The following is a 23,097-nucleotide window of genomic DNA, read 5'->3' on the forward strand; positions in this document are numbered from 1 at the left end:
TTCCACGCCGCCGCCTCAATGCGCCAGCAACAGGTTTTCCCGGGTTTGCGGGGCGAGCTTCACGCCCAGGTCGCGCTCGCGGGCGGCCTCGTAGACCACGCGCGCCAGCGCGAGGTCGGACAGTCCCATGCCCATGCCCTTGAAGAGCGTCATGCGAGCCCCCTCGGGGCGGTGATGGACGCCGCCTTGCGCAAGCAGGTCCGACAGCACGGTGACGCCGGTCCAGGGCTCGGGGCCGGTGCCGAAGCGCTCGCGCAATTCGCGCGAGCCGCGCCGGGCGTTCTCGATGTCGTCGACCGCCACGAGATCCGCGCGCTCGAACACATCTGGCATGAACTCCGCGCGTGCCGGCAGGATGGCGCCGACGGCGTTGAGGTGCAGGCAGTCGCGCAGTTGCGACGCGCCCACGAAAGGAGACTCCGCACGGGTGATCAGGGTCACGATGTCGGCCCCCTCCAGCGCGGCGTCCAGGCTGCCGGCGGCGTCGACCTCGAAGTCGTATCGCTCACGCGCCTGGCGCACGAATGCCTCGCGCTTCTCGGGCGTGGGGCTGAACACACGCACCGTCTGGGGCGAGCGAACGGCGGCGAGTGCGGCCAGTTGCGTGACCGCCTGCGGCCCCGTGCCGATGAGCGCCGCATGACGCGAAGTCGCGGGTGCCAGCAGGCGCGTGGCCAGACCGGTGATGGCAGCCGTGCGCAACATGCCCAGTGCGCGCGCTTCGATCACGGCGAGCAGCGTGCCGCGGGTCGCATCGAACAGAGTGAACACAGACCCGCCGCCCTGCTTGGTATGTACCCAGGTCTTGAAGCCGCAGAGCCCGCCCTCGCCCGTCATCACGGAGCCGAGCGCATGCATCGAACTGCCTTCGCCCCACGTGGCGAGCGCCTTGGGCACGTTGTGGGCCTGCCCCAGGCCTTGCTGCGTCAGGGTGTCGGCCAGGGCGTCGATCGCGCGCGGCATGTCCAGCACGCCCACCACGTCGGCCTCGGAGAGATATCGCATCGCCGGGTTCATCATTGCTCCTCCCGCCGCGGCGGTTCATCCATGACGGCGTGGCTGAGTCGGCCCACGCCGGTGATATCGACCTCGAACACATCGCCGTCGCGCAGGAACCGCGGCGGCTGGCGCGTGGCGCCCACGCCTTCGGGCGTGCCCGTGGCGATCACGTCGCCGGGTGCCAGGGCGGTAAAGCTGCTGATGTAGGCGATCAGCGCCGGGATCGAGAAGATCAGGTCGGAGACGCTACCGTCCTGCATCGGCTCGCCATTGAGGAACGAGCGCACGCGCAGGCGGGTGGGGTCGGCGATCTCGTCGGCCGTGACGAGCCACGGGCCGAGCGCGCCGGAGCGTTCGAAGTTCTTGCCCGGCGTGACCTGCGCGCTGTGTTTTTGAAAGTCGCGCACGGAGTTTTCGGCCATACAGGTGTAGGCGCCAACATGCGACATCGCATCGCGCTCGGCGATGTGCCGGCCGCCCCGTCCGATCACGACGGCGAGTTCGGCCTCGAAATCGAGTCGCTCCGAGACGTGCGGCCGCCAGGCCGCCGCGCCATGTCCGACGAAGCTGTCCGCATAGCGCGGGAAGATCGACGGGTGAGCAGGCAGCTCACGCCCGGCTTCGCGCACATGCTTGCCGTAGTTCAGGCCCACGCACAGGATCTTGCTACAGGACTCGACCGGCGGCAGCCATGCCAGGTCGGCGATTGCCAATGTCGGCGCGGGAGCGCGGGCGGCTTCGGCCAGGGCCTCGTGCCCCGCCCCGAGTGCGCTCGCCAGATCGGGCCAACGGTCCGTCATCAAGCGGATCTCGTCGCCTTCGCGTATGCCCCAGGCAGGCTTGCCTTCGAGCAAGAAGCGCTGAAGCTTCATGGGTTGTCTCCTCGAACCATCGAATTCGCGGCACGCAAAAAAACAATCATTTCGCTTTATTGCATGCAATGCCGTCGCTGTTTTGTGCTTTCCGGCTATTTTTCCGCAGTATTGCATGCAATGGAAGCGTCGCGCAAGCAAATTTGGCGGCCAAAGCGGTCTCATTGCATGCAATGGCGGGCTACACTAACGAGGCAAAAAGAACCGGACCCACCATGGCTGCCCAAATCGACAAAGTGATCTCAGAGCTACGCGACATGATTCTGTCGGGCGAGCTCGCGCCCGGCGAACGTGTCGTGGAACTGCAGTTTTCGGCCCGCCTGGGCGTGTCGCGCACGCCGCTGCGTATCGCACTGACCGAGCTGGAAAAAGAAGGCTTGGTCGAGCGCCTGCCGTCCCGCGGATTCCGGGTGCGTGCCTTTACGGTGGACGAAATCGGCGACGCCGTTGAAGTGCGCGGCGTGCTCGAGGGCCTGGCGGCGCGCCTGCTGGCCGAGCGCGGCGCCTCACCCGAGGTGCTGACGCAATTGACCGAGACCGTGGCCGAGGGCCGCAGCCTGCTTGCACCGGCCGAACGCGATCCGAATGTGCTGGTGGATGCGAGAGCCTGGGGCAGGATCAACCAGCGCTTTCACGAGATCCTGTGCCAGGCGGCGGGCAATCGGGCGCTCTTGTCGGTGCTCGAACACAACAACAAAACGCCGTTGGCCGGCCCTGCCGCGCTGACCTTGCCCTCGACGCCCTCGGTGCTCGAGACGCCCTATGTGCTGCGGGCCCAGGCCGACCATGAAGACCTGTTGCGCGCCATCATGCGGCGCGAGTCCAGCCGTGCGGAGAGCCTGATGCGCGAGCACGCCTATCGCAGCCGCGAAAACAAGCGCGTGATGCTCGAGTCGATCAAGACGGGCCGGCACGGCCTGGCGCTGGCAGCGGTGCCCGCACCGACACCCACCGAAGAAGCCGCGGCGAGCTGAGCCGCGCGCCGCTCAGGCCGATTGCCACGCGCCGCAGCCGGCGCCCCTTCAGATCCCGAACGATGCCACCCAGCCGCGGAACGTGTCGAGCTCTTTCGAACGGTGCTGGTAATCGGTGTCGGGCAGCACGAAGTAGTAGCTCACGTCGCCCAGGTCCACACACAGATCGAACGGCGCCACGAGCTTGCCTTCGGCGAGTTCCTTTTCCACCAAAGGTTTTTGCGCGATGGCGACGCCGTAGCCGGCCAGCGCGGCCTCGTAGGCGAGTGCCGACGATTCGTATTGCAGGCCATGCGACACGTCCACGCGTGTCGCGCCGGCGGCGCGCAGCCAGATCTCCCAGTAATCGGGCCGGGCCAGCGTGTGCAGCAGCACCTCGTTCATCAGGTCGCGCGGCTTACGCAGGCGCGCCGCCTTCTCGGGCGTGCAGACAGGCGTGAGCTCGTTGACCATCACCTTGTAGCTCTTCCAGCCTTTCCAGCGGCCATCGCCCAGGCAGATCGCCGCATCCACGGCCTCGGACTTGAAGTCGGGCGGCGCCACCGACGTGTGCAGCTTGACGTCGACACCCGGAAAACGACGATGGAAGCTCGACAGGCGCGGCAGCAGCCAGCGCATGGCGATGCTGTGCGGCGCCTTGATCACGAAGGGGCGACGGCGCTTGAGCGATGCGGTCAACGCCGTGCTGGCGCGATGCAGGCCGGCGAAGTGCTGCGCGACCTCGTCGTGATAGGCGCGGCCGGCATCGGTGAGCACGATGCGGCGGTGCTGGCGCTCGAACAGCCGGGTGCCGAAATGCTGCTCGAGCTGCCGGATCTGACGGCTCACGGCAGCCGGCGTCACGCACAGCTCGGCGGCGGCCTCGGTGACGCTGCCCAGTCTGCCCACCACGTCGAAGCAGCGCAGGGCATTGAGTGGAGGTAAGGAATCCATGGCGCAACTCGCTTAACAAAAACTCAACTGAATGACGATGGAAATTGCTTGAGCCGGCGCTTGCGGCGTCCCACTATCCCCGTACCGCCGTGCCAGGCGGAAGACAAAAAGGGGAAGTGCCATGTTCACGATCATTACCCGGCAGCTCAGGGTCGCTTCGGTATTGCTGGCGACCAGTCTGAGTCTATTCCAAACCACGCCCGCGGCAGCCGCTGGCGCCGTTGGGGGCTTCCCGGATAAGCCGGTCAGCATCATCGTGCCCACGACGCCGGGCGGCACGGCCGACATCCTCGCCCGCCTCATCGGCCCCAAGCTGGCCGAGAAGTGGAAGCAGCCCGTGGTGGTCGAGAACAAACCCGGAGCCGGCACCCTGATTGGGTCCGAATTTGTGGCGCGCGCCAAGCCCGATGGCTACACGCTGATGCTGAGTTTCAACGAGCTGGCCACGCTGCCCGCGCTCAACAAGGACGTGAAGCTCAACGTCGACTCGCTCACGCGCGTGGGCCAGATCGGCAGCCTGCCGGTGCTGGTGCTCACCAACCCCAAGATCACGTCGAACAATCTGCAGGAATTGATCGCGCTCTTCAAGGCCAATCCCGGCAAGTACACATACTCGTCGAACGGCGCGGGCTCGTCGCTGCAGCTCTTCACCGAGCTGTTCAAGCGCGAGGCGGGCGTGGACGTGCTGCACATCCCGTATCGCGGCGCGCTCGAGGCCTCGATGGCGGCGATCGCCGGCGAGGTCGATCTGCTGGTGCAGTTCGCCTCGGGCAACGTGCTCAATCACGTGAAGGCCGGCAAGCTGAAGGCCTATGCGGTGGCATCCGACAAGCGCCTGGAGGGGCTGCCGGACGTGCCGACCGCCGCCGAGGCCGGCCTGCCGGGCCTGCGCCTGCAAGCCTGGTACGGGCTGTTCGCGCCGGCCGGCACGCCCGACGCGCTGGTGCAGAAGATCAATAAAGACCTCAACGATGCCCTGGCCCTGCCCGACATTCAGGAACGCCTGAAGGGCATCAACCTGCAGCCCACACCCAGCACGCCCGCCGACTTCGATCGCTTCTTCCGCGCGGAGTCCGAGCGCTGGGCCGCGCTGATCAAGGCCGCGGGCATCCAGAGCAACCAATGACACCCGACCGGAGCGACACCTTGGCCTACGATCCCGCCTCCCACCCGACCCTGACGTTTCATGAGGCCACGCCGGCCTTCGCGAGCGGCAAGGATACGCCGCGGGACTATCTCGAACGCTGCCTTGCCACGATCGAGGCCCGCGAGCCGCAGCTCAAAGGCTGGGTGGTGCTCAATCCCGAAGGCGCGCGCGCCGCGGCCGATGCGTCGGCGCGGCGCTACCGCGAGGGGCGCCCGCTGTCGCCGATCGATGGCATGCCCATCGGCGTCAAGGACCTGATCGAAACGAAGGACATGCCCACGCAAATGGGCTGCCGCGCGTTCGACGGCAACTTCCCGAAGAACGACAGCGCCTCGATTCGCGCGCTGCGCGAGGCGGGCGCCATCATCCTGGGCAAGACCGTGACCACCGCGCTCGGCTTCCTCGACCCTGGCCCGACCACCAACGCCTTCGACCCCGCGCGCACGCCGGGTGGGTCATCCAGCGGCTCGGCCGCGGTGGTCGGCGCGAACATGGTGCCCGTGGCGCTGGGCTCGCAGCTGGTGGGATCGATCCTGCGGCCCGCGAGCTTCAACGGCAACTGGGCAATCAAACCGACCGTGGGCGCGATCAACCGCGGCGAGCGTCTGGGCCTGAGCCAGGCGCATTTGGGCGTGCATGCGAACTCGGCGATCGATATGTGGCACACCGCCATCGAGATCGCACGGCGCGTGGGCGGCGACCCCGGCCAGCCCGGCCTGCAAGGCCCGGACGACACGCCCACCGCACGGCAACCGCGTTGCCTCGCCGTGCTCGAAACCGAGGGCTGGGCGCGCGCCGAGCCGGCCGCCCGCGCCGCCTTCGACGCCTTTGCCGAACAGGTCGAACGCGCCGGCGTGCGGCTGCTGCGTCGCAAGGACAATCCCCTGGTCGAGCTGCTCGATCAGGCCGTGGCCGACGCGGCCGGTCTGTCGTTGCGGCTCATTTCCTGGGAACAACGCTGGTCGCTGGAAAACCTGGTCGAAAAGCACCCCGACACGCTCGGGCCCAGCCTGGTGCGGCAGCTGGAGAGCGGCCGCGCAATGACGCTGGAGGCTTACCGCGAATGCCTGCAGCTGCGCGAGCATGCGCGCTTGCGGCTGGCGGCGCTGGCCGCGCAATGCGACGGCTTGATCTCGCTGAATGCATGCGGCGCTGCGCCGCTGATCGAGGCGATCAAGGACTCCCGCTATCCCACCGGCGATGTCTCGTTTGCCTGCGCCTCGTCGCTGCTCGGCGCGCCGGCGATCAACGTGCCGGCCCTGTCGCTCGACGGCCTGCCGCTCGGCGTGCAGGTGCTGGGTTTCGCGCAGCGCGATGCCGATGTGGTGAGCATCGGGCGTTGGGTGCGCGATCTGGTGGTCAGAGGCTGAGGCCAGCGCGGCTGCGCGGCCGCATCAGGGAGGCCGCGCCCCGCGCCGATGATCCAGCCTTCGGCACGGCCGTGCATCACGGCTCCGGAATGTTTTCCCGGAAGATCACCTGCAGGCGCGGCAGGTAGCTCGGCTCGGGCGCACCCTTCACCGCGGCCACCAGCAGCTTGACGATCTCGCGCGCCTCGACGCGCGGGTTCTGGTCGATCACGGCGTCCATGGTGCGATCGAGCAGCAGGCGGCGCGTGGCCTCGGTGAGGTCGTGGCCCACGAACACGATGCGAGGTGCCGGACGCGCCTCGCCCGGGCGCGCTTCTTTCAGCGCCCGTGCGATGCCCTGGTTGCCCGCGCCGATGTTGTAGATGGCGTGCGGCGGCTCCTTGCGCAGCAGGTCTTGCGTGACGGCAAACGCGCGGTCGCGGTCGTCGCCGATCTCGAGAATGTGCGCGATGCGCAGGTGCGGAAACTCTTCGCTCAGCAACGAGCGAAAGCCCATCTCACGCTCTTCGTGGCCGCGATACGCCAGCGACCCGACGAACACCGCAACCTTCTGCTCGGTATGCTGCGGCAGGAACCGCCCGAGCAGCAGCGCGGCCAGCCGGCCTGCCGCGCGGTTGTCGATGCCCACGTAACCCAGCCGCGCCGAGATCGGGATATCCGACACCAGCGTACTCACATGCACGCCGCTGTCGCGCAGCGCCATGATGGCGTCGCGCACCTGCGGATGGTCCAGCCCCACCAGGCCCACGGCCTGCGTCTGCTCGCGCAGCTCGTAGAGCTTCTGCGCAAGCTTGTTGGCGTCGAACCCTTCGATCAGATGCAGGCGGGCCCGCACATCCGGCCGCGTCGCCGCTTCTTCGAGCAGGTGCTGGCCCAGCGCGGTCATGAAGCTGTTGGTGCCGGCGGGTAAAACGAAATCGACCCGCACGTCCTGGCTGGCCGCGTCGGCCCCCTGGATGAAATAACCCAGGCGATTGGCAATGGCCAGCACGCGATCGCGCGTCTTGCCGCGCACGCCGTCGCGGTCGTTCAGCACCCGGTCGACCGTGGCCGTGGACACGCCCGCTTCGCGGGCAATGAGGGAAATGGTGGGACGCATGCGGGACCGGGCTCTCAGGACACCATCAAGGCGATGGCAGCGAAGCCATCATAAACCATCATTTGCCATCATTCGGGATCAAAAAGGTAACGCCCGGCCACTATGAGCGCGAGGCGCCTTTACCCCTGATTGTTTTGATGTGATTATCGCGGCTCAATAACATCAAACACCGCACGGCAGGATGCCAGGCAGTCGAGGGCATACCGGACCGGCAGGAGGAGCATATGTCGCACCCTACCCTGGTGCCGGACCCGCCGGTTCGGGAACGGCGCTTTCGCATCGGCTGCATCGGCGCGGGCATGATCATGGCCGAGTGCCATCTGGCCGCCTACCAGCAGGCCGGCTTCACGGTGGCGGCGATCGCGTCGCGCACGCGCAGCAAGGCCGCCGAGGTCGCCCAGCGCTATAGCATCCCGCGCGTGCACGAAGATCCGCTGGCCCTGATCGCCGATCCGCAGATCGAGATCGTGGACATCGCGTATCCGCCGGACCTCCAGCCGGCCTTGATCCGCGCCGCCCTGCGCGCCCCGCACGTGCGCGGCGTGCTGGCGCAGAAGCCGCTCGCCCTGTCGCTCGACGAGGCTCGGGCCCTGCGCGACGAGGCGCGTGCCGCCGGCAAGATCCTGTCGGTGAACCAGAACATGCGCTACGACCAGTCGATGCGCACGCTCAAGCAACTGCTCGATCAGGGCGTGCTGGGCACGCCCGTGTTCGCGCAGATCGACATGCACGCGATCCCGCACTGGCAGGATTTTCTGCGCGACTACGACCGGCTGACGCTCTCGAACATGAGCGTGCATCACCTGGATGCGCTGCGATACCTGTTCGGTGAACCCACCGAGGTCACCAGCATCACGCGCCCCGATCCGCGCACCGAGTTCGCGCATCAGGATGGCCTGGTGTGCACCACCCTGCGCTTTGGCAGTGGCCTGCTCGCGCTCTCGCTCGAAGACGTGTGGTCGGGCCCGCGCGCCGAGGGCTATCCCGATGATCAGCACATCCGCTGGCGCGTGGAAGGCACCGAGGGCGTGGCGCGCGGCACGATCGGCTGGCCCACCGGCGAGCCGTCGACCCTGAGCTACGCCTCGCGCGCGGCCAACGGCCACACCGATGGACGATGGGTGACCCCGACGTGGGACACGATGTGGTTTCCGCATGCCTTCATCGGCGTGATGGAGCAGTTGCAGTACGCGCTGGCCAGCGGCACCGAGCCTGCGTTGAGCGTGACCGACAACGTACGCACGATGGCGCTGGTCGAGGCCGCGTATACGTCCATCGCCGAAGGCCGCACAGTACGGCTGCCGGCTGTTGAATAACCAGACAAAAAACAGACGGAGACAACCATCATGATCCAGACCGGAATCTTCTCGGGCTACTTTCCCTATGAGCTGGAGCGCACCGCCAAGGTGATCCGCTCGCACGGTTTCAACACCGTGCAGCTCGACCTGCATTTCAAGGACATGGAGCTCGGCCCGGGCCAGCTGACCGCGCAGAAGTGCACCCAGATCCGCGACACCTTCCGCAATTACAACCTGCCGGTGTCCTGCATCTCGGCCTACACCAACATCGTTCACCCCGACCCCGCCGAGCGTCAGCGCCGTAACGGCTACCTCAAGGAAATCCTGACGCACGCCCGTCAGCTAGGCTCGCCCTATGTGATCTCGGAAACCGGCACCTTCGCCACCGACAGCGACTGGGTGCATCACCCGAAGAACAAGACGGAAGAAGGCTGGGACCAGTGCCGCGCGGTGATCGCCGAGCTGTCGCAGCACGCCTACGACCATGGCGCGGTGTTCCTGCTCGAGACCTACGTGAACAACGTGGTGGGCTCGGTCGAGGAGACGCTGCGCATGTTTGCCGAAGTGGATCACCCGGGCCTGGGCCTGCTGATGGATCCGACGAACTACTTCGAGGCGCACAACATCGATCAGATGGACCGCACGCTGAATCAGGTGTTCGACGCGCTCTCCGACAAGATCTGCATCGCGCATGCCAAGGACGTGAAGCGCTCGGGCGACGACAAGTCGGAGAAGCACAGCGACATCGGTGACGAAGGCGCGGCCGAGAGCCACACCTTCCGCGGCGTTGGCGAGATCGAACTGCCGGCGCCGGGCCTGGGCGCGCTCAATTACGACCTGTACCTGCAGCGCCTGGCGAAGAAGCATCCCAACATCCCCATCATCATCGAACACCTGACCGAAGACGACGTGCCGCGCGCCAAGAACTTTCTGGACGAACGGCTGCGCGCCAACGGCCTGTAGGCCGCCGGCACGCTCGAAGGCGCGCGGCGCGGCAACGATCGAGGCCCGCGGCGCGCCTGCCCACACGATTCTGAACACCGACACCGGCAGACGCGCGAGCGCGCATCGGCCAGGGAGAACTCATGCCTGACATTTACGGGACCTGGATGACGCGCCGCGACGTAGAGGCGCGCGCCGGACAGCTTGCGCAGTTTGCCGGCGTACGCCTGATGACGCTGGACGACGGGCTGGAACGTGGCATCCGCATGCTGGAGTTCCGCAGCGGCACGGGCCTGCGTTTTACGGTGCTGGTGGATCGCGCGATGGACATCGCGGACTGCGAGTACCGCGGTTTCGCCATGGGCTGGCAATCGCCTGCGGGCTTTCGCCATCCCGGTCTGCACGACTACGAAGGCGAAGGCGGGCTGGGCTGGATGCGGTCGTTCTCGGGCCTCATGATCACCTGCGGCCTGGACCATATTCTGTTCATGTACGACGCCCCGACCGACAACTACGTGTATGGGCCGCGCAAGACGGCGAAGCAATCCATCCATGGCCGCGTCGGCACCATCCCCGCGCGCCTGACCGGCTACGGCGAGCGCTGGGACGGTGACCGCTGTGTCTTGTGGGCCGAGGGCGTGGTGAGCCAGGGCACCGTGTTCGGCGAGCATCTCGAGCTGCATCGCCGCATCGAAATCGAGGTGGGCAGCAACGACATCAGGCTGTCGGATCGCGTGGTGAACCGCGGCTTTTACCGCACGCCGCACATGCTCTGCTATCACATCAATCTGGGCTACCCGGTGCTCGACGAGGGCTCGCGCTATCTCGCGCCGATCCGCGACGTGGTGTGGGCCGCGCACGAGCAGGACTATCGCAAGCAGGGCGTGGGCTATCGCCGCATGCCGGCGCCGCAGCTGGGGTTTCATGAGCAGGTGTGGCAGCACGAGATGGCCGCCGCCGACGATGGCAGCGTACCGGTGGCGCTGGTGAACGACGCGCTCGGTCTGGGCATGCAGGTAAGCACCTACAAGCACCAGTTCCCGTGTCAGTACCAGTGGCAGAACCTGCAATCGGGCCAGTACGCGATGGGCATCGAACCCTCGACCAATCATGTGCTGGGCCAGGGCGCGGCGCGCGAGCGCAACGAGCTGATCTGGCTCGAACACGGTGACGAGCGCCGCTACGACACCACGTTCAGCGTGCTGGGCTCGGCCGCCGAGATCGCGGCCTGCGAGGCGCGCATCCGTGCCATCGCGGACCAGCCCGAGACCGACTATCCGCCGTTGTCGGGCCGCTTCGCGCCCATCGCGGGGCGGACATGAGCACGCGCTTCTCGCTGCAAGACCGCCGCGTGCTGTACACCGGCGCGGCCGGCGGCTTCGGCGTGGACACCACGCTGACCCTGCTCGAAGCGGGCGCCCGCGTGATCGCGCTCGACAACCACGCCGGCCATATCGATCGCCTGCAGAGCGCCGTGCCGGCGCGGCTCGCCGACCGGCTGCAGATCCTGCAGGCCGATTTGGCCGACGCGGCCGCGCTGGCCTCGCACCTGGAACGGCTGACGGCCGAGGGCGTGATCGACGTGGTCATCAACAACGCGGCGATCTATCCCTCGCGCCCGTTCGAGGAGTACAGCGACGCCGAGCTGGCACGCGTGCACCGCGTCAACGTGGAGGCCGCCGTGCAGATCGTGCGCGCGGCGCTGCCGGGCATGCGCGCCCAGCACTGGGGCCGCGTCATCAACATCTCGTCGATCACGCTGTCGGGCGGCTGGGAAAACCTGCTGCCCTACGTGCAGTCGAAGGGCGCGATGGTGGGCGCCACGCGGGCCTTCGCCCGCGAGTTCGGCAAATGGGGGATCACGGTCAACGCGATCTCGCCGGGCGCCTTTCCCACCGACGCCGAGAAGATCCATCCCGACCCCGAGGGCTACAACCGCATGGTGCTCGAGCGCCAGTCGGTGAAGCGACGTGGCCACGCGGGCGATATCGCCGCGGCCATCGTGTTCCTCGCCTCGGAGGAGGCAGGTTTTATTTCCGGACAGACGCTGGCCGTGGACGGCGGCTGGGTCATGCATTGAGGCGCATCGGCGCACGCAAAGGGTAGAAGCATGAGTATTCTTTCTGGCTACAAGGTTCTCGACTGCTCGATCGCCATGGCGGGGCCGTTTGCGGCGCAGCGCCTCGGAGACCTGGGCGCCGACGTGATCAAGATCGAGCCGCCCACCGGCGAATGGCAGCGTCACGCGCCCGCGGGCGGCATCACGGGCAACAAGATCAACGTGTCGTTTCTCTCGTTGAATCGCAACAAGCGCTCGCTGGCGATCGACCTGAAGAGCGCGGGCGGCAAGGAGATCATCCAGAAGCTCGCGGCACAGGCGGATGTGTTCATTCAGAACTACCGGCCGGGCGTGGCGGGCCGCCTGGGCGTCGACTACGAAACCCTGTCGGCGCTGAACCCTCGCCTCATCTATGTGTCGATGTCGGGCTTCGGCGAAGATGGACCGTACGCCACCCGACCCGGGCAAGACCTGCTGCTGCAGGCGATGTCGGGCGCGATGCTGTCGTCGGGACGCGCCGGCGAGGCGCCGCGCGCGGCGGGCCAATATGTGGTCGACGCCGTCACCGCCTACTGCGCCTTCGAGGGCGTGCTGGCCGCGCTGCTGCACCGCGAACGCACCGGCGAAGGCCAGAAGGTCGAGGTCAACATGCTGGACGCGATCACCACGATCCAGATGCAGGAGCTGTCGGTGTTCACCGTGGGGCACAAGCCGCAGGTGCGCAGCGCCGAGCCGCACGCCCACGTCTACATCCGTGCGCCCTACGGCACCTTCGCCACGAGCGACGGCTACCTGGCGCTCGCCATGCCCGACATGAACGTGCTGGCCCGCGTGACCGAGGAGCCGCGTCTGGCGGCGTACACCGGCGAACGCGACGGCTGGGAAAAGCGCGACGAGATCTATGCCCTGGTGCGCGACACGCTGGCAAAGGCCTCGACGGCCGACTGGTTCGCCAAGCTCGACGCGGCCGGCATCTGGTGCAGCCCGGTCTACGGCTATGCCGATCTCGTGGAGGATCCGCAGATCGCGCACAACGGCACCTTCGTCGAGTACGAGCACCCGACCGAAGGCCGCATCAAGACGCCGGGCTTTCCGATCCGTTTTTCCCGGACACCGAGCCAGGTGGTGCGCGGCGCGCCGCTCACCGGCCAACACACCGACGAGGTCCTGCGCGACTTCGGCTTCAGCGCCGACGAGATCGACGCGCATGCGGCCTCGGGCGCAGTGCTGCGGGGAGCCGCCGAATGAGCGAGCGCGCCCTGCCCTATCGCGGCCTGACGTGGGATCATCCGCGCGGTTTCAACGCCCTGCATGCGGCCACCACGCACACGCCGCTGGTGCAGTGGGACAAGCAATCGCTCGAAGGCTTCGAGTCGGCGCCCATCGCGGAGCTCTGCGCCCGCTATGACCTGGTCGTGCTCGACCACCCGCATCTCGGCGAGGCCCTGGCGCACGATTGCCTGCAGCCGCTCGACACCGTGTTCGCACCCGAGGATCTGGCGCGCATCGCGCGCGACAGCATCGGGCTGTCGTACGACAGCTATCGCATGGCCGATCGTCAGTGGGCCCTGCCGCTGGACGCCGCCACGCAGGTGATGGCCACGCGCGCCGACCGGCTCGACGGCCCCGTGCCGCGCACCTGGCGCGAGGTGCTGGCGCTGTCTCGGCGCAGTGGCTCGGTCGCGCTGAGCTGGGGCGGACCGCATCCGTTCCTGTCGCTGCTCTCGATCGCGGCCGCCATCGCGCCCGATACCGACCTGCGCCCGCACGGCGCCTGGCACGACGAGGCCACGCTGGTCGAGGCCTGCGAGCTGCTCACGGAGCTGGCCCGGCTCACGCCGGCGCAGGCCCTGGCCTACAACCCGATTGCCCTGCTCGGCCACATGAGCGCGCGCGACGACATCACGCTCTGCCCGCTGGTCTACGGCTACGTGAACTACGCGACGTCCGCGGTGGCGAAGCCGCTGACCTTCCGCGACGCGCCCGAGGCCGATGCGGGCCGGCCCGGCTCGATCCTAGGCGGCACCGGCATCGCGATATCGCGCCGCTGCATCGTGGGGCCCAAGCTGCGCGCGCATCTATTGTGGTTGCTGGCTGCCGACACGCAGAGCCGCTTCATCCCGCAGCACGAAGGCCAGCCCAGCCATCGCGGCAGCTGGGCCGATGCGAGCGTGAACGCGGCCAGCGGCAACTTCTACGCCAACACCGCGCGCACGCTCGAAGCCGCGTCGATCCGGCCACGGCACGATGGCTATATCGCCTTCCAGAGCGAGGCCTCGCAATTCCTGCGCGACGGCGTGGCCGCGCGCACCCCGTCACAGACGCTGGCGCGCGGTCTGACCGAGCGTTTTCAGGCCAGCCTGGCCGCCGCCCCCCAGCCCACCGCAGCATAAGGATTCAGCGTGAGCGCACTCGTCAATCTCAGTATCGATGGCCATGTCGCCATCATCGAACTCAATCGCCCCGAGAAGCTGAACGCGATGACGCCCGAAATGGCGGACCTGCTGATCGCGGCCGTGGAGCAGTGCAACACCGATTCGCAGGTGCGGGCGGTGATCCTGACCGGCGCGGGCCCCAAGGCCTTCTGCGCCGGCTCGGACATCACCGAGCTCGACCGCTACGCCACGCCGTGGGACTTTCGCAACCGGCTCGACTACTGCGACTGCGTGCGCATGCTGAAAAAGCCGACCATCGCGGCGATCAACGGCTACACCTTCGGCGGCGGCCTCGAGATGGCGTTGGCTTGCGATATCCGCATCGCCTCCGACAATGCGCGCCTGGGCGCGCCCGAGATCAAGCTGGGCTGGATCGGCGGCGGCGGCATGACGGCGCAGCTCGTGCATGCGATCGGCCCGAGCAACGCCGCGCTGATGGTGCTCACGGGCGACCCGATACGCGCCGAGCAGGCGCTGGCCTGGGGCTTGGTGAGCGAGGTCGTGCCGCAGGAGCAACTGCGCGAACGCGCGCAGGCGCTCGCCGCCACCATCGCGTCCCGCGCCCCCATCGCGGCCGAGACCGCGCGCGTGAATCTGCGCGCCGCGCTGTCGATGCCGCTCGAAAAGGCCGTGGAGTACGAACGCGATCTGCAGGCCATCTGCTTCGCGACGGCCGACGCCAAAGAAGGCCGCAAGGCGTTCGAAGAAAAGCGCGCGCCGAAGTTCGAGCGCCGCTGAGTCGGGTGGAACGTGAGGGGCGGCCGTAGCTGGCCGCCCGCTGTTGGCCGCCCGATGTTGGCCGCGCGCTGTTAGCTGCGCGCCGTTGGCCGCCCCCATCAGCTGAACCCCTCCTGAACGCACGGAAGCGTCATGGCGCGCCGGTATACTTTCCGGGCCTGTGACTCCCTGGCGCGCCGCCCGAGGCCGCGCGCCGCATGCATGCCATGCCCGCCATCTCCGTTCTGCTTCGCCCCCTGCTTGTGGTCTTCGCCTGCCTGACGGCGGGCCTCGTTCACGCCGCTCCGCCGTCATTGGCACAATGCCACGGCATCAAGGATCTGGCGTTCGTCGCCCACCTCGACGACGACCTGCTCTTCATGAACCCGGACATCGCGGCCAACATCGAGGCGGGCGGCTGCGTGCGCCTCGTGTACCTGACCGCGAGCGACGCGGGAGAAGGCGAAGGCTACATGCTGGGCCGCGAGCGCGGTGTGCGCGCGGCCTATGCCTATATGGCGAAGAAGCCCGATCAATGGCGCGAAGGCGCGGGCATCGTGGGTGGCCGCACGATCGCGCGCTTCACGCTGCAGGACAATCCGCGCGTGCAGCTCTGGCACATGCGGCTCAAGGATCCCTGGCTCGGCAAAGGCTGGGGCAGCCTCACCCCGCTCAGTCGCACCGAGTCCGAACCGGGCCAGACCGTGGACACGCTCGGGCCCTACCCCGAGACCTACACGCGCGATGAGCTGGTGCAGACGCTCGCCGCGATCATTCGCGATTACGGCCCCACCACCGTACGCCATCTCGACGACAACATGGTCGTGCCGTACACGCAGCTCTGCTGGCGTTGCGCGGGACACGGCCATCCGGACCACATCGCCAGCGCGCGGCTGGTGCGCGAGGCCATGGTGCACGCGCCCGGCAACTACGCCGAGACCGGCTACATCGATTACCCCAGCCAGGAGCGCGCCAGCAATCTCACCGAGGCCGAGATCGCGAGCAAGTCGGTGATCTTCCAGCACTACGCCTGGAACGACTACCACTACTGCGCCGGCCCCACGGGCTGCCAGGAACCCGCCGGCCCGGCGGCCGCGTGGGTGCAGCGCGCCTACTACGTCTCGCGCCAGGACATGACGCCGCAGCTCTATCCCGACGGCCGCGGCGGCATGGTCGTGTTCGCGGCGGGCGAGACCAACGCCGCCATCAACGAGTGGTTGCCGGGTCAGCAACGCTGGCAGAGCCTGGGCGGACGCACCACCGGACCGCTCGTGTCGTTCGCCCATGCCGACGGCACCGCCGGCCTGATCGCGCGCGATCCGCTGGGCGGTCTGTGGGCCAACAAGCAGCGCCATGACGGCACGTGGCAAGGCTGGCAGGCGCTCGGCACGCTGCGCGCCACGCAGATCCCCGCCGTCGCACTGCGCGGCGACGCGGCCGCCGTGGCGCTGGGCTACGACGGTCAGTCGCATTGGTCGGCGCCGACCGGCATCGATGGCAGCTGGGGCCCCTGGCAGGCCCTGCCTCCGCTCGAAAACGCCACCGGCAGCCCGGCGATCGCGCGCAGCGCCGATGGCCGCTACGTGGTGTTCGCGCTCGACAGCACCGGCGACCTCCACTACACGCGCCAGCTTCATCCGCGCACCGACCGCGAGACCGGCTGGCAAGCCTGGCTGCCGGTGGCCGCGCCTACCGCGGCGGGCGGCCTGGTCGCCATCCGCAACGGTTCCGACCGGATCGAGCTCTACATGCGCGAGCGCGGCAGCAACCACCTGCTGCGCCTGAAGCAGACCTCCGGCCCGCGCGACCTCGCGCTCGCCTGGGGCCCGGCTGCCGATCTCGGCGTAACGTTCATCGGCCGTCCCGCCGTGGCCGCCGATGAAAAAGGCAACGTGACCCTCGCCGTGCTCGAGCGCGCCGGCGGTCCGCTCTGGCTGGTCGAACACGGCAAGCCGGTGGCGCTCGGCGCCACGGCCGCCTCGCCCCCCGCGCTCAGCGTGGTCAACGGCACGCTGTATGTCGTCGCACGCAGCGCGGGCGGCCCGCAACGCTATCAGGTGCTGTCGCGCCGCAATGGCGCCTGGGGCCAGACACTCACGCTCGGCGAGATGCCCGCCACGGGCGGCGGCCCGTTCGCCGCGCTCGCCGCCCGCCCGGCCGACGTGCCCAACCTCGGCGCCAACAGCGTCAACCGCGCGCTCGTCGTGCGGCCCACACCCGGCGCCACCGACGCCCTCACCGTAGAACGCATGCCGACCCAGGCCTCGCGGCCGGCGACGGCGAACGTGGCGAAGTAGCCGGACGGAAATCGGCGCCTGCGCAGCGCGTGCAAGGGTCGAGACGCGTGGCCTGATGGCCACGCGCTTGGCTCCCCCGCCTGCCGCGCCTGCGCCGCTCGGGCGCGACACGCTTGCGCGACGCGCAAAACAGCACGTTGGCGCTGGAAAGCCGATTCGACCTCGCCTACAACGCAGCGCATGCGCTGAGCCTGGCCGCGCTGCGTTGGCGAGGCTTTCGCGCCAGCCAGCGCTATATCGTTTTCCAGCTGCTGCCGGACACGCTCGATCTGGGGCCGGCCGTGTGGCGTGTTCTCGACCAGAAGCAAAGGTTTACGGCCCGATTGAGGCGCGTTGATTCCGCCGTACGAATTTAAAGGGAATTCCCCCATTCTCGCGGTGTCGGACGCTGGTACCATGCCGCGCACGGATCCGCCCGTCGGCGGACCCATTCCCACACTTGGCGTTGAGCCACGCGGAGACTCGATGAAAGCCCTGAACCTGGTAGCGGCCGGCGCCGCTCTGCTCGTATCGTCCTGGACGGCGCATGCCGGTCCGACCTTCGACAACGTCAAGAACAAAGGCTTTGTCCAATGCGGCGTGTCCACGGGCGTGGCCGGCTTCTCGGTGAACGACAGCAAGGGTGGCTGGATCGGCCTCGACGTCGACCTGTGCCGCGCCATCGCGATCACCATGTTCGGTGATGCGTCCAAGTCCAAGATCATGGCCGTGAGCGCGCTGCAGCGCTTTACCGCCCTGCAGTCGGGCGAAGTCGACGTGCTGCCGCGCAACACGACGCTCTCGCTCACGCGCGACACCACGCTCGGCTTGATCGGCGTGGGCGTGAACTACTACGACAGCCAGGGCATCATGGTGAACAAGTCGCTCAACGTGAAGAGCGCCAAGGAGCTCAACGGCGCCACCGTATGCGTGCAGCCGGGCACCACCACCGAACTCAACCTGGCCGACTGGTTCCGCGCCGAGAACATTGCCTTCAAGCCGGTGGTCGTTGAACGCCTGGACGAAGTGATCCGCGCCTTTGCGATGGGCCGTTGCGACGCCTTTACCGGCGACAAGTCGCAGCTCGCCGCCGCCCGCACCACGCTCGAGAATCCCGAGCAGTACGTGATCATGCCCGAGAACTTCTCCAAGGAGCCGCTCGGCCCGATGGTGCGTCAGGGCGACGAGAAGTGGTTCAACGTGGTGCGCTGGACGCTGAACGCCATGCTCGAAGCCGAGGAATATGGCATCACCTCGAAGAACGTCGACGAGATGCTCAAGAGCAACAACCCCAACGTGCAGCGTCTGCTGGGCGTGACGCCGGGCATGGGCAAGAATCTCGGCGTGGACGACAAGTGGGCCTACAACATCATCAAGAACATCGGCAATTACGGCGAGAGCTTCGAGAAGAACCTCGGCATGACCAGCCCGATGAAACTCGCCCGCGGCCTGAACGCTTCGTACAAGGATGGCGGCCTGATGTACGGCTGGCCGGTGCGCTGATCGAGGCACAAGCCGCGACAGCGGGTTAACGGCAAACGGGCGCCCGATGCGCCCGTTTTCTTTGCGCGGCCCGCCGATCGGGGAGCGCAGGGAACACAACAGTCGGTGTCAGCGTGATCTGGAGGTCACGCGAGGATCCAGCCCCGCGCGAATCGCCAGCGACACCAACATGTCGAGGCTGAAGCGATCCCACTTGTTGCGGATCAGGTCGGAGATGCGCGGCTGGCTGACACCGAGCGCCGCGGCGGCCTGGGCCTGAGTCCAGCGCCGCGCCTCGATACATTCGCGCAGGTTACCCATGAGCTCCGCCCGAAGCGCCAGCAAGGCGGCCTCCTCGGCGGAAAAGCCCAGGTCGGCAAAAACATTGCCACTGGATTCAATGATCGTTGTACTCATCGCGTTTCCTGTAGAGACCGGTAGCGGCGGATGGCCAGCTCCAGATCGGACAACGAGAGTGCGCGGGATTTCTTTTGAAAGGCATGCAGCACGTAAATCGCCTCCATCCGGCGAGCGATAAAAATAATCCGCCACTCGCCTGCCACATGAATCCGGATCTCGTACACGCCCGGTCCGACGGTGATCAGAGGCTTGAAGTCGCTGGGCATGAAGCCTCGCTGGATCGCGTCCAACTCGAAGCCAGCTTGTCTTCGTGCGTCGGCAGGAAAGGCGCGCAGCTCGGCCAGGGCCGAGCCGACAAAGCATAGCGGCTTCATATAAATAATTATATAAAAACAATGGATACCGATGGTTCGCCTAGCCAGTATCAGGACAGAATCTTGCACTGGCCCATGCCCGAAATCGGCCTGCGCCGGGCGCATGCGAGGGGATCCGGAAGTATGCAGATCCCGACAGGTGGCGGGGATCAAGTGAGATCGCGGTGCCCCTTGCGGATGACCGCAGCCCAGTGAGGGGCTTGATGCCCGGTAACGAGCGAACGCTGACCTCGTGCGCCGGACGCCGTCGCGAAGGCATCGCGCCGCGTGCGACAGCCAGCGCGCATCGAGCGCCTTAAGCGCGGCGGCCGAAAGCCGTGAGTTGGTAGTGGGCGTCGATCAGGTCTTCGACATCGGCCTCGTCAGCATCGGCGCTGACGGGAGCGGCGACGGCTGCTTGCGCTGCGCAGGCGTAGCGCGCATGGGTGCCGCCGGCCTGGAAGCCGCTCAGCTCATTGGCCTGCACCACAGCGCCGACGCTGCAGGCGATCAGGCCCAGGCAGATCATGATGGCTGCAACAGGATGGGCCATGATTACTCTCCGGCGGCGACCAGCACACCCTGGGCCATCAACAGCGTGTCGCGCAGGCCGTAGTACGGCTTGGCGGCCTGCTCGCACAGCTCCGCTTTCAGGGAGGACACCGGCGTGCCGGTGGCGGCCGCCGATTGCGAGGCGGCCGGCGCGACGGCGACGGGCTCATCGGCATGCGCATCGGGCAAGGCGATCAGGGCCAGCAGGGCGGCGCCGAGCGCGAGCGCGAGTCCCTCGGGGATCTTGATGGCGCGGGCGCGGACAAAAGCGCGGGATTTCATAGACTTCTCCTTAGTTCGTTTTTTGTACGATAGCTTCTGGCTAATCAATAGGGCCATTGAATTGATTCAATGAATTTAATAGCTTTTTTCTTTGAGGCTATGGACCGCCCTGCGTTGATCGCTGCCCGGTGTTTGAGGCTGTTATCGGTCACCGGGGGGTGAACCTTCCCAAGTTCACGACGTTCGTTGCAGGGTCCGGCGCTGTTGCTATGGCAAGCCGCGTTCCCGGCACGGCCCGACAAGGCGCCGGCCAAGTCGTGGAACTAGCGTAGCCAGCCGGCGTGACACCGGGGCATCAAGTTGTAAGGGAAGGCAAAGACCGAGGGGTCGGCGGCGGGATATAGTGAGAGCCCGCAGGGACATCGAGACGAAACGCAATGAGTACTGGCTTCGAGGGCGTGCGGCCCGCATCCGAATCATCGATCGAGATCGGCTTCGTCTACCGTGGCGAACACTGCATCGAACGGCTGCGGATCAGGCCCACCGCGGCAAATCTGAAGCGGGCGGCGCAGCAGCGTGCCGATATTCTCGAGGCGATCGCGCGCGGCGACTTCGACTACGCGGCGTATTTTCCGAACTCGCGCCGCAAGGCCTCGCCGCCGGGCTGAGGCCGATCGCCGAGGCCCGATCGAGGCGAAAATCGCGCCCGCGGGCCCGGCAAGCAAATGCTACAAGGTACGACTCGAGACCGCGAAATTGCGCACTTTTTGCTCAGCCGGTCGGATTCCCGGCGGTAAATCGGGGATCGGAGCGGCTTGGGAACAGGCGCAAACAGGATTGACGCCGTGTAAATCTGACCCGGGGCAGGGCCCCGGATCGCCGCGGCCATGCCGCGCGTGGCGAACGAACGCGGCCGCATCGGGCCGCGCTCGCCGCCAAACCTTACCGATCAGGCGTTCACCGCCTCGCCATTCGCCAGCGGGGCGGCCGTCGCGCCCGCGCCTTCGGCTTGCTGCATGAACTGGCGCAGGAACAACACCAGCTCCTGCAGCAGGCGGTCCCACAGCTCGGTATTGGCGCGCAGATGATTTTCGCTGACGCCACCCGCCAGGATCACATCCATCTCGAGCACGAGGAAATTGCCCTGCACGCTCAGGCGGGCGAAGCGCTTGCCCGCATTCCAGCTATCCGCGAGACCCGCCGGCAGATCGCCCTGCACGCGCAGCGCGCAGCTGAAGGTGTAGTCGACGAATTCACCCTGGGTCTGGGCGGGATTGCCGAAGCGCAGCGAGAAACCGATGCCCTGCGAGGCACTCAGCAGTTGGGACAGACCGTTCTGTTCGGACACGGTGACGCGATAGCCCTGCTCTTGCAGAAGGGCCTGCACGCGGGGCAAGGTGACGGCTTGGATGATGGTGGCTTCGGTCATGTATTTCCCGTGGAAGAGTGGATCGGCGCTCAGGCGTTGGACGGGTATGACGGCCTGGCGGCAGGTGCCGAACCGTTTCCCGCCGCATAGCTTATCGCCCATTCGCCGCGCCCGCTCGGCCTATATACGGCCGATCTCTGCCCTATAGCGTCCTGCTGCGCCCCGTCCGCGGCTCGACCTGCCTCTGTCGGAAGCACCCCCGCGCGCGCAGCCGGACGGAATCCGCGCCGTTCAGGTCTGCGGCGCCGGATCCTGCGACGCCGTCTGCGCGAAGAACAGGTCCGTCACGAGCCGATGGTCGATGGGCTCGCCGGTGAGCGTGCGCGCCAGCAGCTCGCTGCCGAGCAACTGCAGCGAGAACACCATGTCGGGTTGCACGCGGCGCATCTTCTGCAGATGCTTACTGGCGCTGACCATTGCCACCGTCTTGGTGTCCGGGCCGGCCACTTCCTTGGCGGCCAGCACGATGAAGGCGTTGTCGGCATCGTCGTCGCGCAGCGCGAGAATGAAGCGCGCACGCGCGGCGCCGGCAGTGGCCAGGACCGTCGCGCTGGAAGGATCGTCGATGATGAGGTCGGCATCCGCCGGAAATTCATGCGGCACGCCGGGCGGCACGATCACCGTCACCGGGAAATCGCGGCCGCGCATGCCTTGATACACGCTTTGTGCCAGCGGCGTGGCGCCGGCGATGATCACATGGTTCTTGCGCATGGCGTGTGAAATCCGGCCTCGGACCAATCGTTTGAGACTGCCCCCGATGATGGGGCCGATCACCGCGCTGACCGCGGTGGCGAACACCGTGATGCCCAGGATGATGATGGACACCGTGAAAAAGCGCGCCGCGGTCGAGTGCGGCACGATGTCGCCATAGCCGACCGTGGCCATGGTCACCACCGCAAAATAGAGGGCTTGCGGCAGATCGGTCAAGGCGGGCACGAACTCCGCGCCGAGATACAACGCCCCGAACACCGCGTAGAGCAGTAGCGACCCCACGCTGACCAGCGCGAAGAGACTGCCCGCCGCCAGGCTGGCGCGGTCGAACTGGCGCCAGGACGCGCACAGCAGCACGACCACCAGCAGCGTGTAGCTCAACAGCGCGGCGCGATGCAGGCCGGCGGCGCCCAGATACACGAACAGCGCCACGGTGAGCAGCAGCGCGAGCGAGAATGCCCACGCGACCCGCGCCCGTAGCAGCAACCCGACCGCCATCAGCAGCACGCCCGCGCCCAACACCAGGCGGGGCAACTCGAGGACCCCGATGGCGTCGATGGTGTCGCGCCAGGTGTCCAGCGCCGCCCAGACGCTGGCCTCGCCGGAGCCGGCGCGGCGCAGCAGCGGCGCCACGAACAGTGCGCCGTTGATCGCGACCAGCAGCGCCACGACAGCATGGGCGCCCGCCGCGAGACGGGCGCGCCAGCCGGCAGGCGCCGCTGGCGCGGACGATGAAGCCCCGGTGACGGGCGGTGCGGCGGACGGTGCGGCGGGCTGCACCGCGGGAGGTACGGCGGGGTTCATGCGACGCTCCTCTCGAAACCGCGGCGCGTCCGGACACGCCGGACCATGACCTGGCGCAACCGC

Annotated in this window: 24 protein-coding genes; 14 read left to right on the plus strand and 10 right to left on the minus strand. The window is 67.4% G+C overall.

Translation table 11 applies throughout. The features are described from left to right. Positions 1 to 15: 15 nt before the first annotated feature. On the minus strand, positions 16 to 1,017 hold the full coding sequence (locus tag CEK29_RS20720; protein ID WP_094859211.1) for an ornithine cyclodeaminase family protein: 1,002 nt from the start codon (positions 1,015 to 1,017) through the stop codon (positions 16 to 18). Then, positions 1,017 to 1,871, minus strand: coding sequence for a fumarylacetoacetate hydrolase family protein (locus tag CEK29_RS20725; protein WP_094859212.1), 855 nt, complete (start codon positions 1,869 to 1,871; stop codon positions 1,017 to 1,019). Before CEK29_RS20725 ends, CEK29_RS20720 begins: the two co-directional genes overlap by 1 nt. A gap of 215 nt (positions 1,872 to 2,086) precedes the next feature. Between CEK29_RS20725 and CEK29_RS20730 the strand changes: the two genes are divergently transcribed. Further along, the gene (locus CEK29_RS20730; protein ID WP_094859213.1) at positions 2,087 to 2,845 is read left to right on the plus strand and encodes a GntR family transcriptional regulator; all 759 of its coding nucleotides are present in this window, start codon (positions 2,087 to 2,089) and stop codon (positions 2,843 to 2,845) included. A gap of 48 nt (positions 2,846 to 2,893) precedes the next feature. Here CEK29_RS20730 and CEK29_RS20735 read toward each other — a convergent pair whose 3' ends face one another. Further along, positions 2,894 to 3,778: a LysR substrate-binding domain-containing protein gene (locus tag CEK29_RS20735; RefSeq protein ID WP_094804336.1), complete on the minus strand. Its 885-nt coding sequence runs from the start codon at positions 3,776 to 3,778 to the stop codon at positions 2,894 to 2,896. Positions 3,779 to 3,899: 121 nt separating this feature from the next. Here CEK29_RS20735 and CEK29_RS20740 point away from each other — a divergent pair, with 121 nt between their 5' ends. Together CEK29_RS20740 and CEK29_RS20745 are read left to right on the plus strand one after the other, a co-directional pair. Beyond that, on the plus strand, positions 3,900 to 4,904 hold the full coding sequence (locus CEK29_RS20740) for a tripartite tricarboxylate transporter substrate binding protein (protein WP_094804338.1): 1,005 nt from the start codon (positions 3,900 to 3,902) through the stop codon (positions 4,902 to 4,904). 20 nt (positions 4,905 to 4,924) lie between these two features. Beyond that, a complete protein-coding gene (locus CEK29_RS20745) occupies positions 4,925 to 6,295 on the plus strand; it encodes an amidase (RefSeq protein ID WP_094859214.1) in 1,371 nt (456 codons plus the stop codon). A 76-nt stretch (positions 6,296 to 6,371) separates the two neighbouring features. Here the strand turns inward: CEK29_RS20745 and CEK29_RS20750 are convergent, their stop codons facing one another. After that, entirely contained in the window at positions 6,372 to 7,394 is a 1,023-nt protein-coding gene (locus CEK29_RS20750) for a LacI family DNA-binding transcriptional regulator (protein ID WP_094859215.1), read from the minus strand. A gap of 224 nt (positions 7,395 to 7,618) precedes the next feature. Between CEK29_RS20750 and CEK29_RS20755 the strand changes: the two genes are divergently transcribed. The 10 genes from CEK29_RS20755 to CEK29_RS20800 all read left to right on the plus strand — a co-directional run bounded on the left by CEK29_RS20755 (position 7,619) and on the right by CEK29_RS20800 (position 18,624). After that, positions 7,619 to 8,710, plus strand: coding sequence for a Gfo/Idh/MocA family protein (locus CEK29_RS20755; protein ID WP_094859216.1), 1,092 nt, complete (start codon positions 7,619 to 7,621; stop codon positions 8,708 to 8,710). Between the two features lie 30 nt (positions 8,711 to 8,740). Further along, complete coding sequence (locus CEK29_RS20760; protein ID WP_094804346.1) at positions 8,741 to 9,655, plus strand: sugar phosphate isomerase/epimerase family protein; 915 nt, start codon at positions 8,741 to 8,743, stop codon at positions 9,653 to 9,655. Between the two features lie 122 nt (positions 9,656 to 9,777). Continuing rightward, entirely contained in the window at positions 9,778 to 10,956 is a 1,179-nt protein-coding gene (locus tag CEK29_RS20765) for an aldose 1-epimerase family protein (protein WP_094859217.1), read from the plus strand. Continuing rightward, a complete protein-coding gene (locus CEK29_RS20770; protein WP_094804350.1) occupies positions 10,953 to 11,714 on the plus strand; it encodes an SDR family NAD(P)-dependent oxidoreductase in 762 nt (253 codons plus the stop codon). The genes CEK29_RS20765 and CEK29_RS20770 overlap by 4 nt, the downstream gene beginning before the upstream one ends. Positions 11,715 to 11,744: 30 nt before the next feature. Beyond that, positions 11,745 to 12,941, plus strand: coding sequence for a CaiB/BaiF CoA transferase family protein (locus CEK29_RS20775; RefSeq protein WP_094859218.1), 1,197 nt, complete (start codon positions 11,745 to 11,747; stop codon positions 12,939 to 12,941). Continuing rightward, the gene (locus tag CEK29_RS20780; RefSeq protein WP_217903897.1) at positions 12,938 to 14,086 is read left to right on the plus strand and encodes an extracellular solute-binding protein; all 1,149 of its coding nucleotides are present in this window, start codon (positions 12,938 to 12,940) and stop codon (positions 14,084 to 14,086) included. The genes CEK29_RS20775 and CEK29_RS20780 overlap by 4 nt, the downstream gene beginning before the upstream one ends. A 9-nt stretch (positions 14,087 to 14,095) precedes the next feature. Continuing rightward, positions 14,096 to 14,866 (plus strand): enoyl-CoA hydratase/isomerase family protein, encoded by a 771-nt coding sequence (locus CEK29_RS20785; RefSeq protein WP_094804354.1) that lies wholly within the window; start codon positions 14,096 to 14,098, stop codon positions 14,864 to 14,866. Between the two features lie 206 nt (positions 14,867 to 15,072). Then, positions 15,073 to 17,142, plus strand: coding sequence for a PIG-L family deacetylase (locus tag CEK29_RS20790; protein WP_094859240.1), 2,070 nt, complete (start codon positions 15,073 to 15,075; stop codon positions 17,140 to 17,142). 113 nt (positions 17,143 to 17,255) lie between these two features. Further along, positions 17,256 to 17,498 (plus strand): hypothetical protein, encoded by a 243-nt coding sequence (locus tag CEK29_RS20795; protein WP_249279211.1) that lies wholly within the window; start codon positions 17,256 to 17,258, stop codon positions 17,496 to 17,498. Between the two features lie 109 nt (positions 17,499 to 17,607). Next, a complete protein-coding gene (locus CEK29_RS20800; RefSeq protein ID WP_094804358.1) occupies positions 17,608 to 18,624 on the plus strand; it encodes an amino acid ABC transporter substrate-binding protein in 1,017 nt (338 codons plus the stop codon). A 108-nt stretch (positions 18,625 to 18,732) separates the two neighbouring features. On the opposite strand, the gene CEK29_RS20805 is transcribed toward CEK29_RS20800, so the two are convergent. The 4 genes from CEK29_RS20805 to CEK29_RS20820 all read right to left on the minus strand — a co-directional run bounded on the left by CEK29_RS20805 (position 18,733) and on the right by CEK29_RS20820 (position 20,150). Continuing rightward, positions 18,733 to 19,020 carry a helix-turn-helix domain-containing protein gene (locus CEK29_RS20805; protein WP_094804360.1) on the minus strand — a complete coding sequence of 96 codons (288 nt, stop codon included), beginning with the start codon at positions 19,018 to 19,020 and terminating at the stop codon, positions 18,733 to 18,735. After that, on the minus strand, positions 19,017 to 19,442 hold the full coding sequence (locus tag CEK29_RS20810; RefSeq protein ID WP_369597745.1) for a type II toxin-antitoxin system RelE/ParE family toxin: 426 nt from the start codon (positions 19,440 to 19,442) through the stop codon (positions 19,017 to 19,019). The genes CEK29_RS20805 and CEK29_RS20810 overlap by 4 nt, the downstream gene beginning before the upstream one ends. Before the next feature lie 190 nt (positions 19,443 to 19,632). After that, positions 19,633 to 19,869, minus strand: a complete 237-nt coding sequence (locus tag CEK29_RS20815) for a hypothetical protein (RefSeq protein WP_094859219.1) — start codon at positions 19,867 to 19,869, stop codon at positions 19,633 to 19,635. Positions 19,870 to 19,871: 2 nt separating this feature from the next. Next, the gene (locus CEK29_RS20820; RefSeq protein WP_094859220.1) at positions 19,872 to 20,150 is read right to left on the minus strand and encodes a hypothetical protein; all 279 of its coding nucleotides are present in this window, start codon (positions 20,148 to 20,150) and stop codon (positions 19,872 to 19,874) included. 377 nt (positions 20,151 to 20,527) lie between these two features. Between CEK29_RS20820 and CEK29_RS20825 the strand changes: the two genes are divergently transcribed. Beyond that, positions 20,528 to 20,758: an Arm DNA-binding domain-containing protein gene (locus CEK29_RS20825; RefSeq protein ID WP_094859221.1), complete on the plus strand. Its 231-nt coding sequence runs from the start codon at positions 20,528 to 20,530 to the stop codon at positions 20,756 to 20,758. Between the two features lie 281 nt (positions 20,759 to 21,039). Here the strand turns inward: CEK29_RS20825 and CEK29_RS20830 are convergent, their stop codons facing one another. Next, a complete protein-coding gene (locus CEK29_RS20830; RefSeq protein ID WP_094859222.1) occupies positions 21,040 to 21,519 on the minus strand; it encodes a YbjN domain-containing protein in 480 nt (159 codons plus the stop codon). A gap of 231 nt (positions 21,520 to 21,750) precedes the next feature. Continuing rightward, entirely contained in the window at positions 21,751 to 23,034 is a 1,284-nt protein-coding gene (kch, locus tag CEK29_RS20835; protein WP_094859223.1) for a voltage-gated potassium channel protein, read from the minus strand. Positions 23,035 to 23,097 lie beyond the last annotated feature (63 nt).

The sequence above is a fragment of the Bordetella genomosp. 5 genome (assembly GCF_002261475.1).
Taxonomy (GTDB): domain Bacteria; phylum Pseudomonadota; class Gammaproteobacteria; order Burkholderiales; family Burkholderiaceae_B; genus Bordetella.

Coding starts and splice junctions, on each gene's coding strand:
- CEK29_RS20780 (WP_217903897.1), top strand. CDS start 12,938: ATGAGCGAGCGCGCCCTGCCCTATCGCGGCCTGACGTGGGATCATCCG.
- CEK29_RS20740 (WP_094804338.1), top strand. CDS start 3,900: ATGTTCACGATCATTACCCGGCAGCTCAGGGTCGCTTCGGTATTGCTG.
- CEK29_RS20790 (WP_094859240.1), top strand. CDS start 15,073: ATGCCCGCCATCTCCGTTCTGCTTCGCCCCCTGCTTGTGGTCTTCGCC.
- CEK29_RS20810 (WP_369597745.1), bottom strand. CDS start 19,442: ATGCGCCCGGCGCAGGCCGATTTCGGGCATGGGCCAGTGCAAGATTCT.
- CEK29_RS20825 (WP_094859221.1), top strand. CDS start 20,528: ATGAGTACTGGCTTCGAGGGCGTGCGGCCCGCATCCGAATCATCGATC.
- CEK29_RS20820 (WP_094859220.1), bottom strand. CDS start 20,150: ATGAAATCCCGCGCTTTTGTCCGCGCCCGCGCCATCAAGATCCCCGAG.
- CEK29_RS20765 (WP_094859217.1), top strand. CDS start 9,778: ATGCCTGACATTTACGGGACCTGGATGACGCGCCGCGACGTAGAGGCG.
- CEK29_RS20800 (WP_094804358.1), top strand. CDS start 17,608: ATGAAAGCCCTGAACCTGGTAGCGGCCGGCGCCGCTCTGCTCGTATCG.
- CEK29_RS20735 (WP_094804336.1), bottom strand. CDS start 3,778: ATGGATTCCTTACCTCCACTCAATGCCCTGCGCTGCTTCGACGTGGTG.
- CEK29_RS20760 (WP_094804346.1), top strand. CDS start 8,741: ATGATCCAGACCGGAATCTTCTCGGGCTACTTTCCCTATGAGCTGGAG.
- CEK29_RS20730 (WP_094859213.1), top strand. CDS start 2,087: ATGGCTGCCCAAATCGACAAAGTGATCTCAGAGCTACGCGACATGATT.
- CEK29_RS20770 (WP_094804350.1), top strand. CDS start 10,953: ATGAGCACGCGCTTCTCGCTGCAAGACCGCCGCGTGCTGTACACCGGC.
- CEK29_RS20725 (WP_094859212.1), bottom strand. CDS start 1,871: ATGAAGCTTCAGCGCTTCTTGCTCGAAGGCAAGCCTGCCTGGGGCATA.
- CEK29_RS20815 (WP_094859219.1), bottom strand. CDS start 19,869: ATGGCCCATCCTGTTGCAGCCATCATGATCTGCCTGGGCCTGATCGCC.
- CEK29_RS20805 (WP_094804360.1), bottom strand. CDS start 19,020: ATGAGTACAACGATCATTGAATCCAGTGGCAATGTTTTTGCCGACCTG.
- CEK29_RS20755 (WP_094859216.1), top strand. CDS start 7,619: ATGTCGCACCCTACCCTGGTGCCGGACCCGCCGGTTCGGGAACGGCGC.
- CEK29_RS20775 (WP_094859218.1), top strand. CDS start 11,745: ATGAGTATTCTTTCTGGCTACAAGGTTCTCGACTGCTCGATCGCCATG.
- CEK29_RS20720 (WP_094859211.1), bottom strand. CDS start 1,017: ATGAACCCGGCGATGCGATATCTCTCCGAGGCCGACGTGGTGGGCGTG.
- CEK29_RS20750 (WP_094859215.1), bottom strand. CDS start 7,394: ATGCGTCCCACCATTTCCCTCATTGCCCGCGAAGCGGGCGTGTCCACG.
- kch (WP_094859223.1), bottom strand. CDS start 23,034: ATGAACCCCGCCGTACCTCCCGCGGTGCAGCCCGCCGCACCGTCCGCC.
- CEK29_RS20830 (WP_094859222.1), bottom strand. CDS start 21,519: ATGACCGAAGCCACCATCATCCAAGCCGTCACCTTGCCCCGCGTGCAG.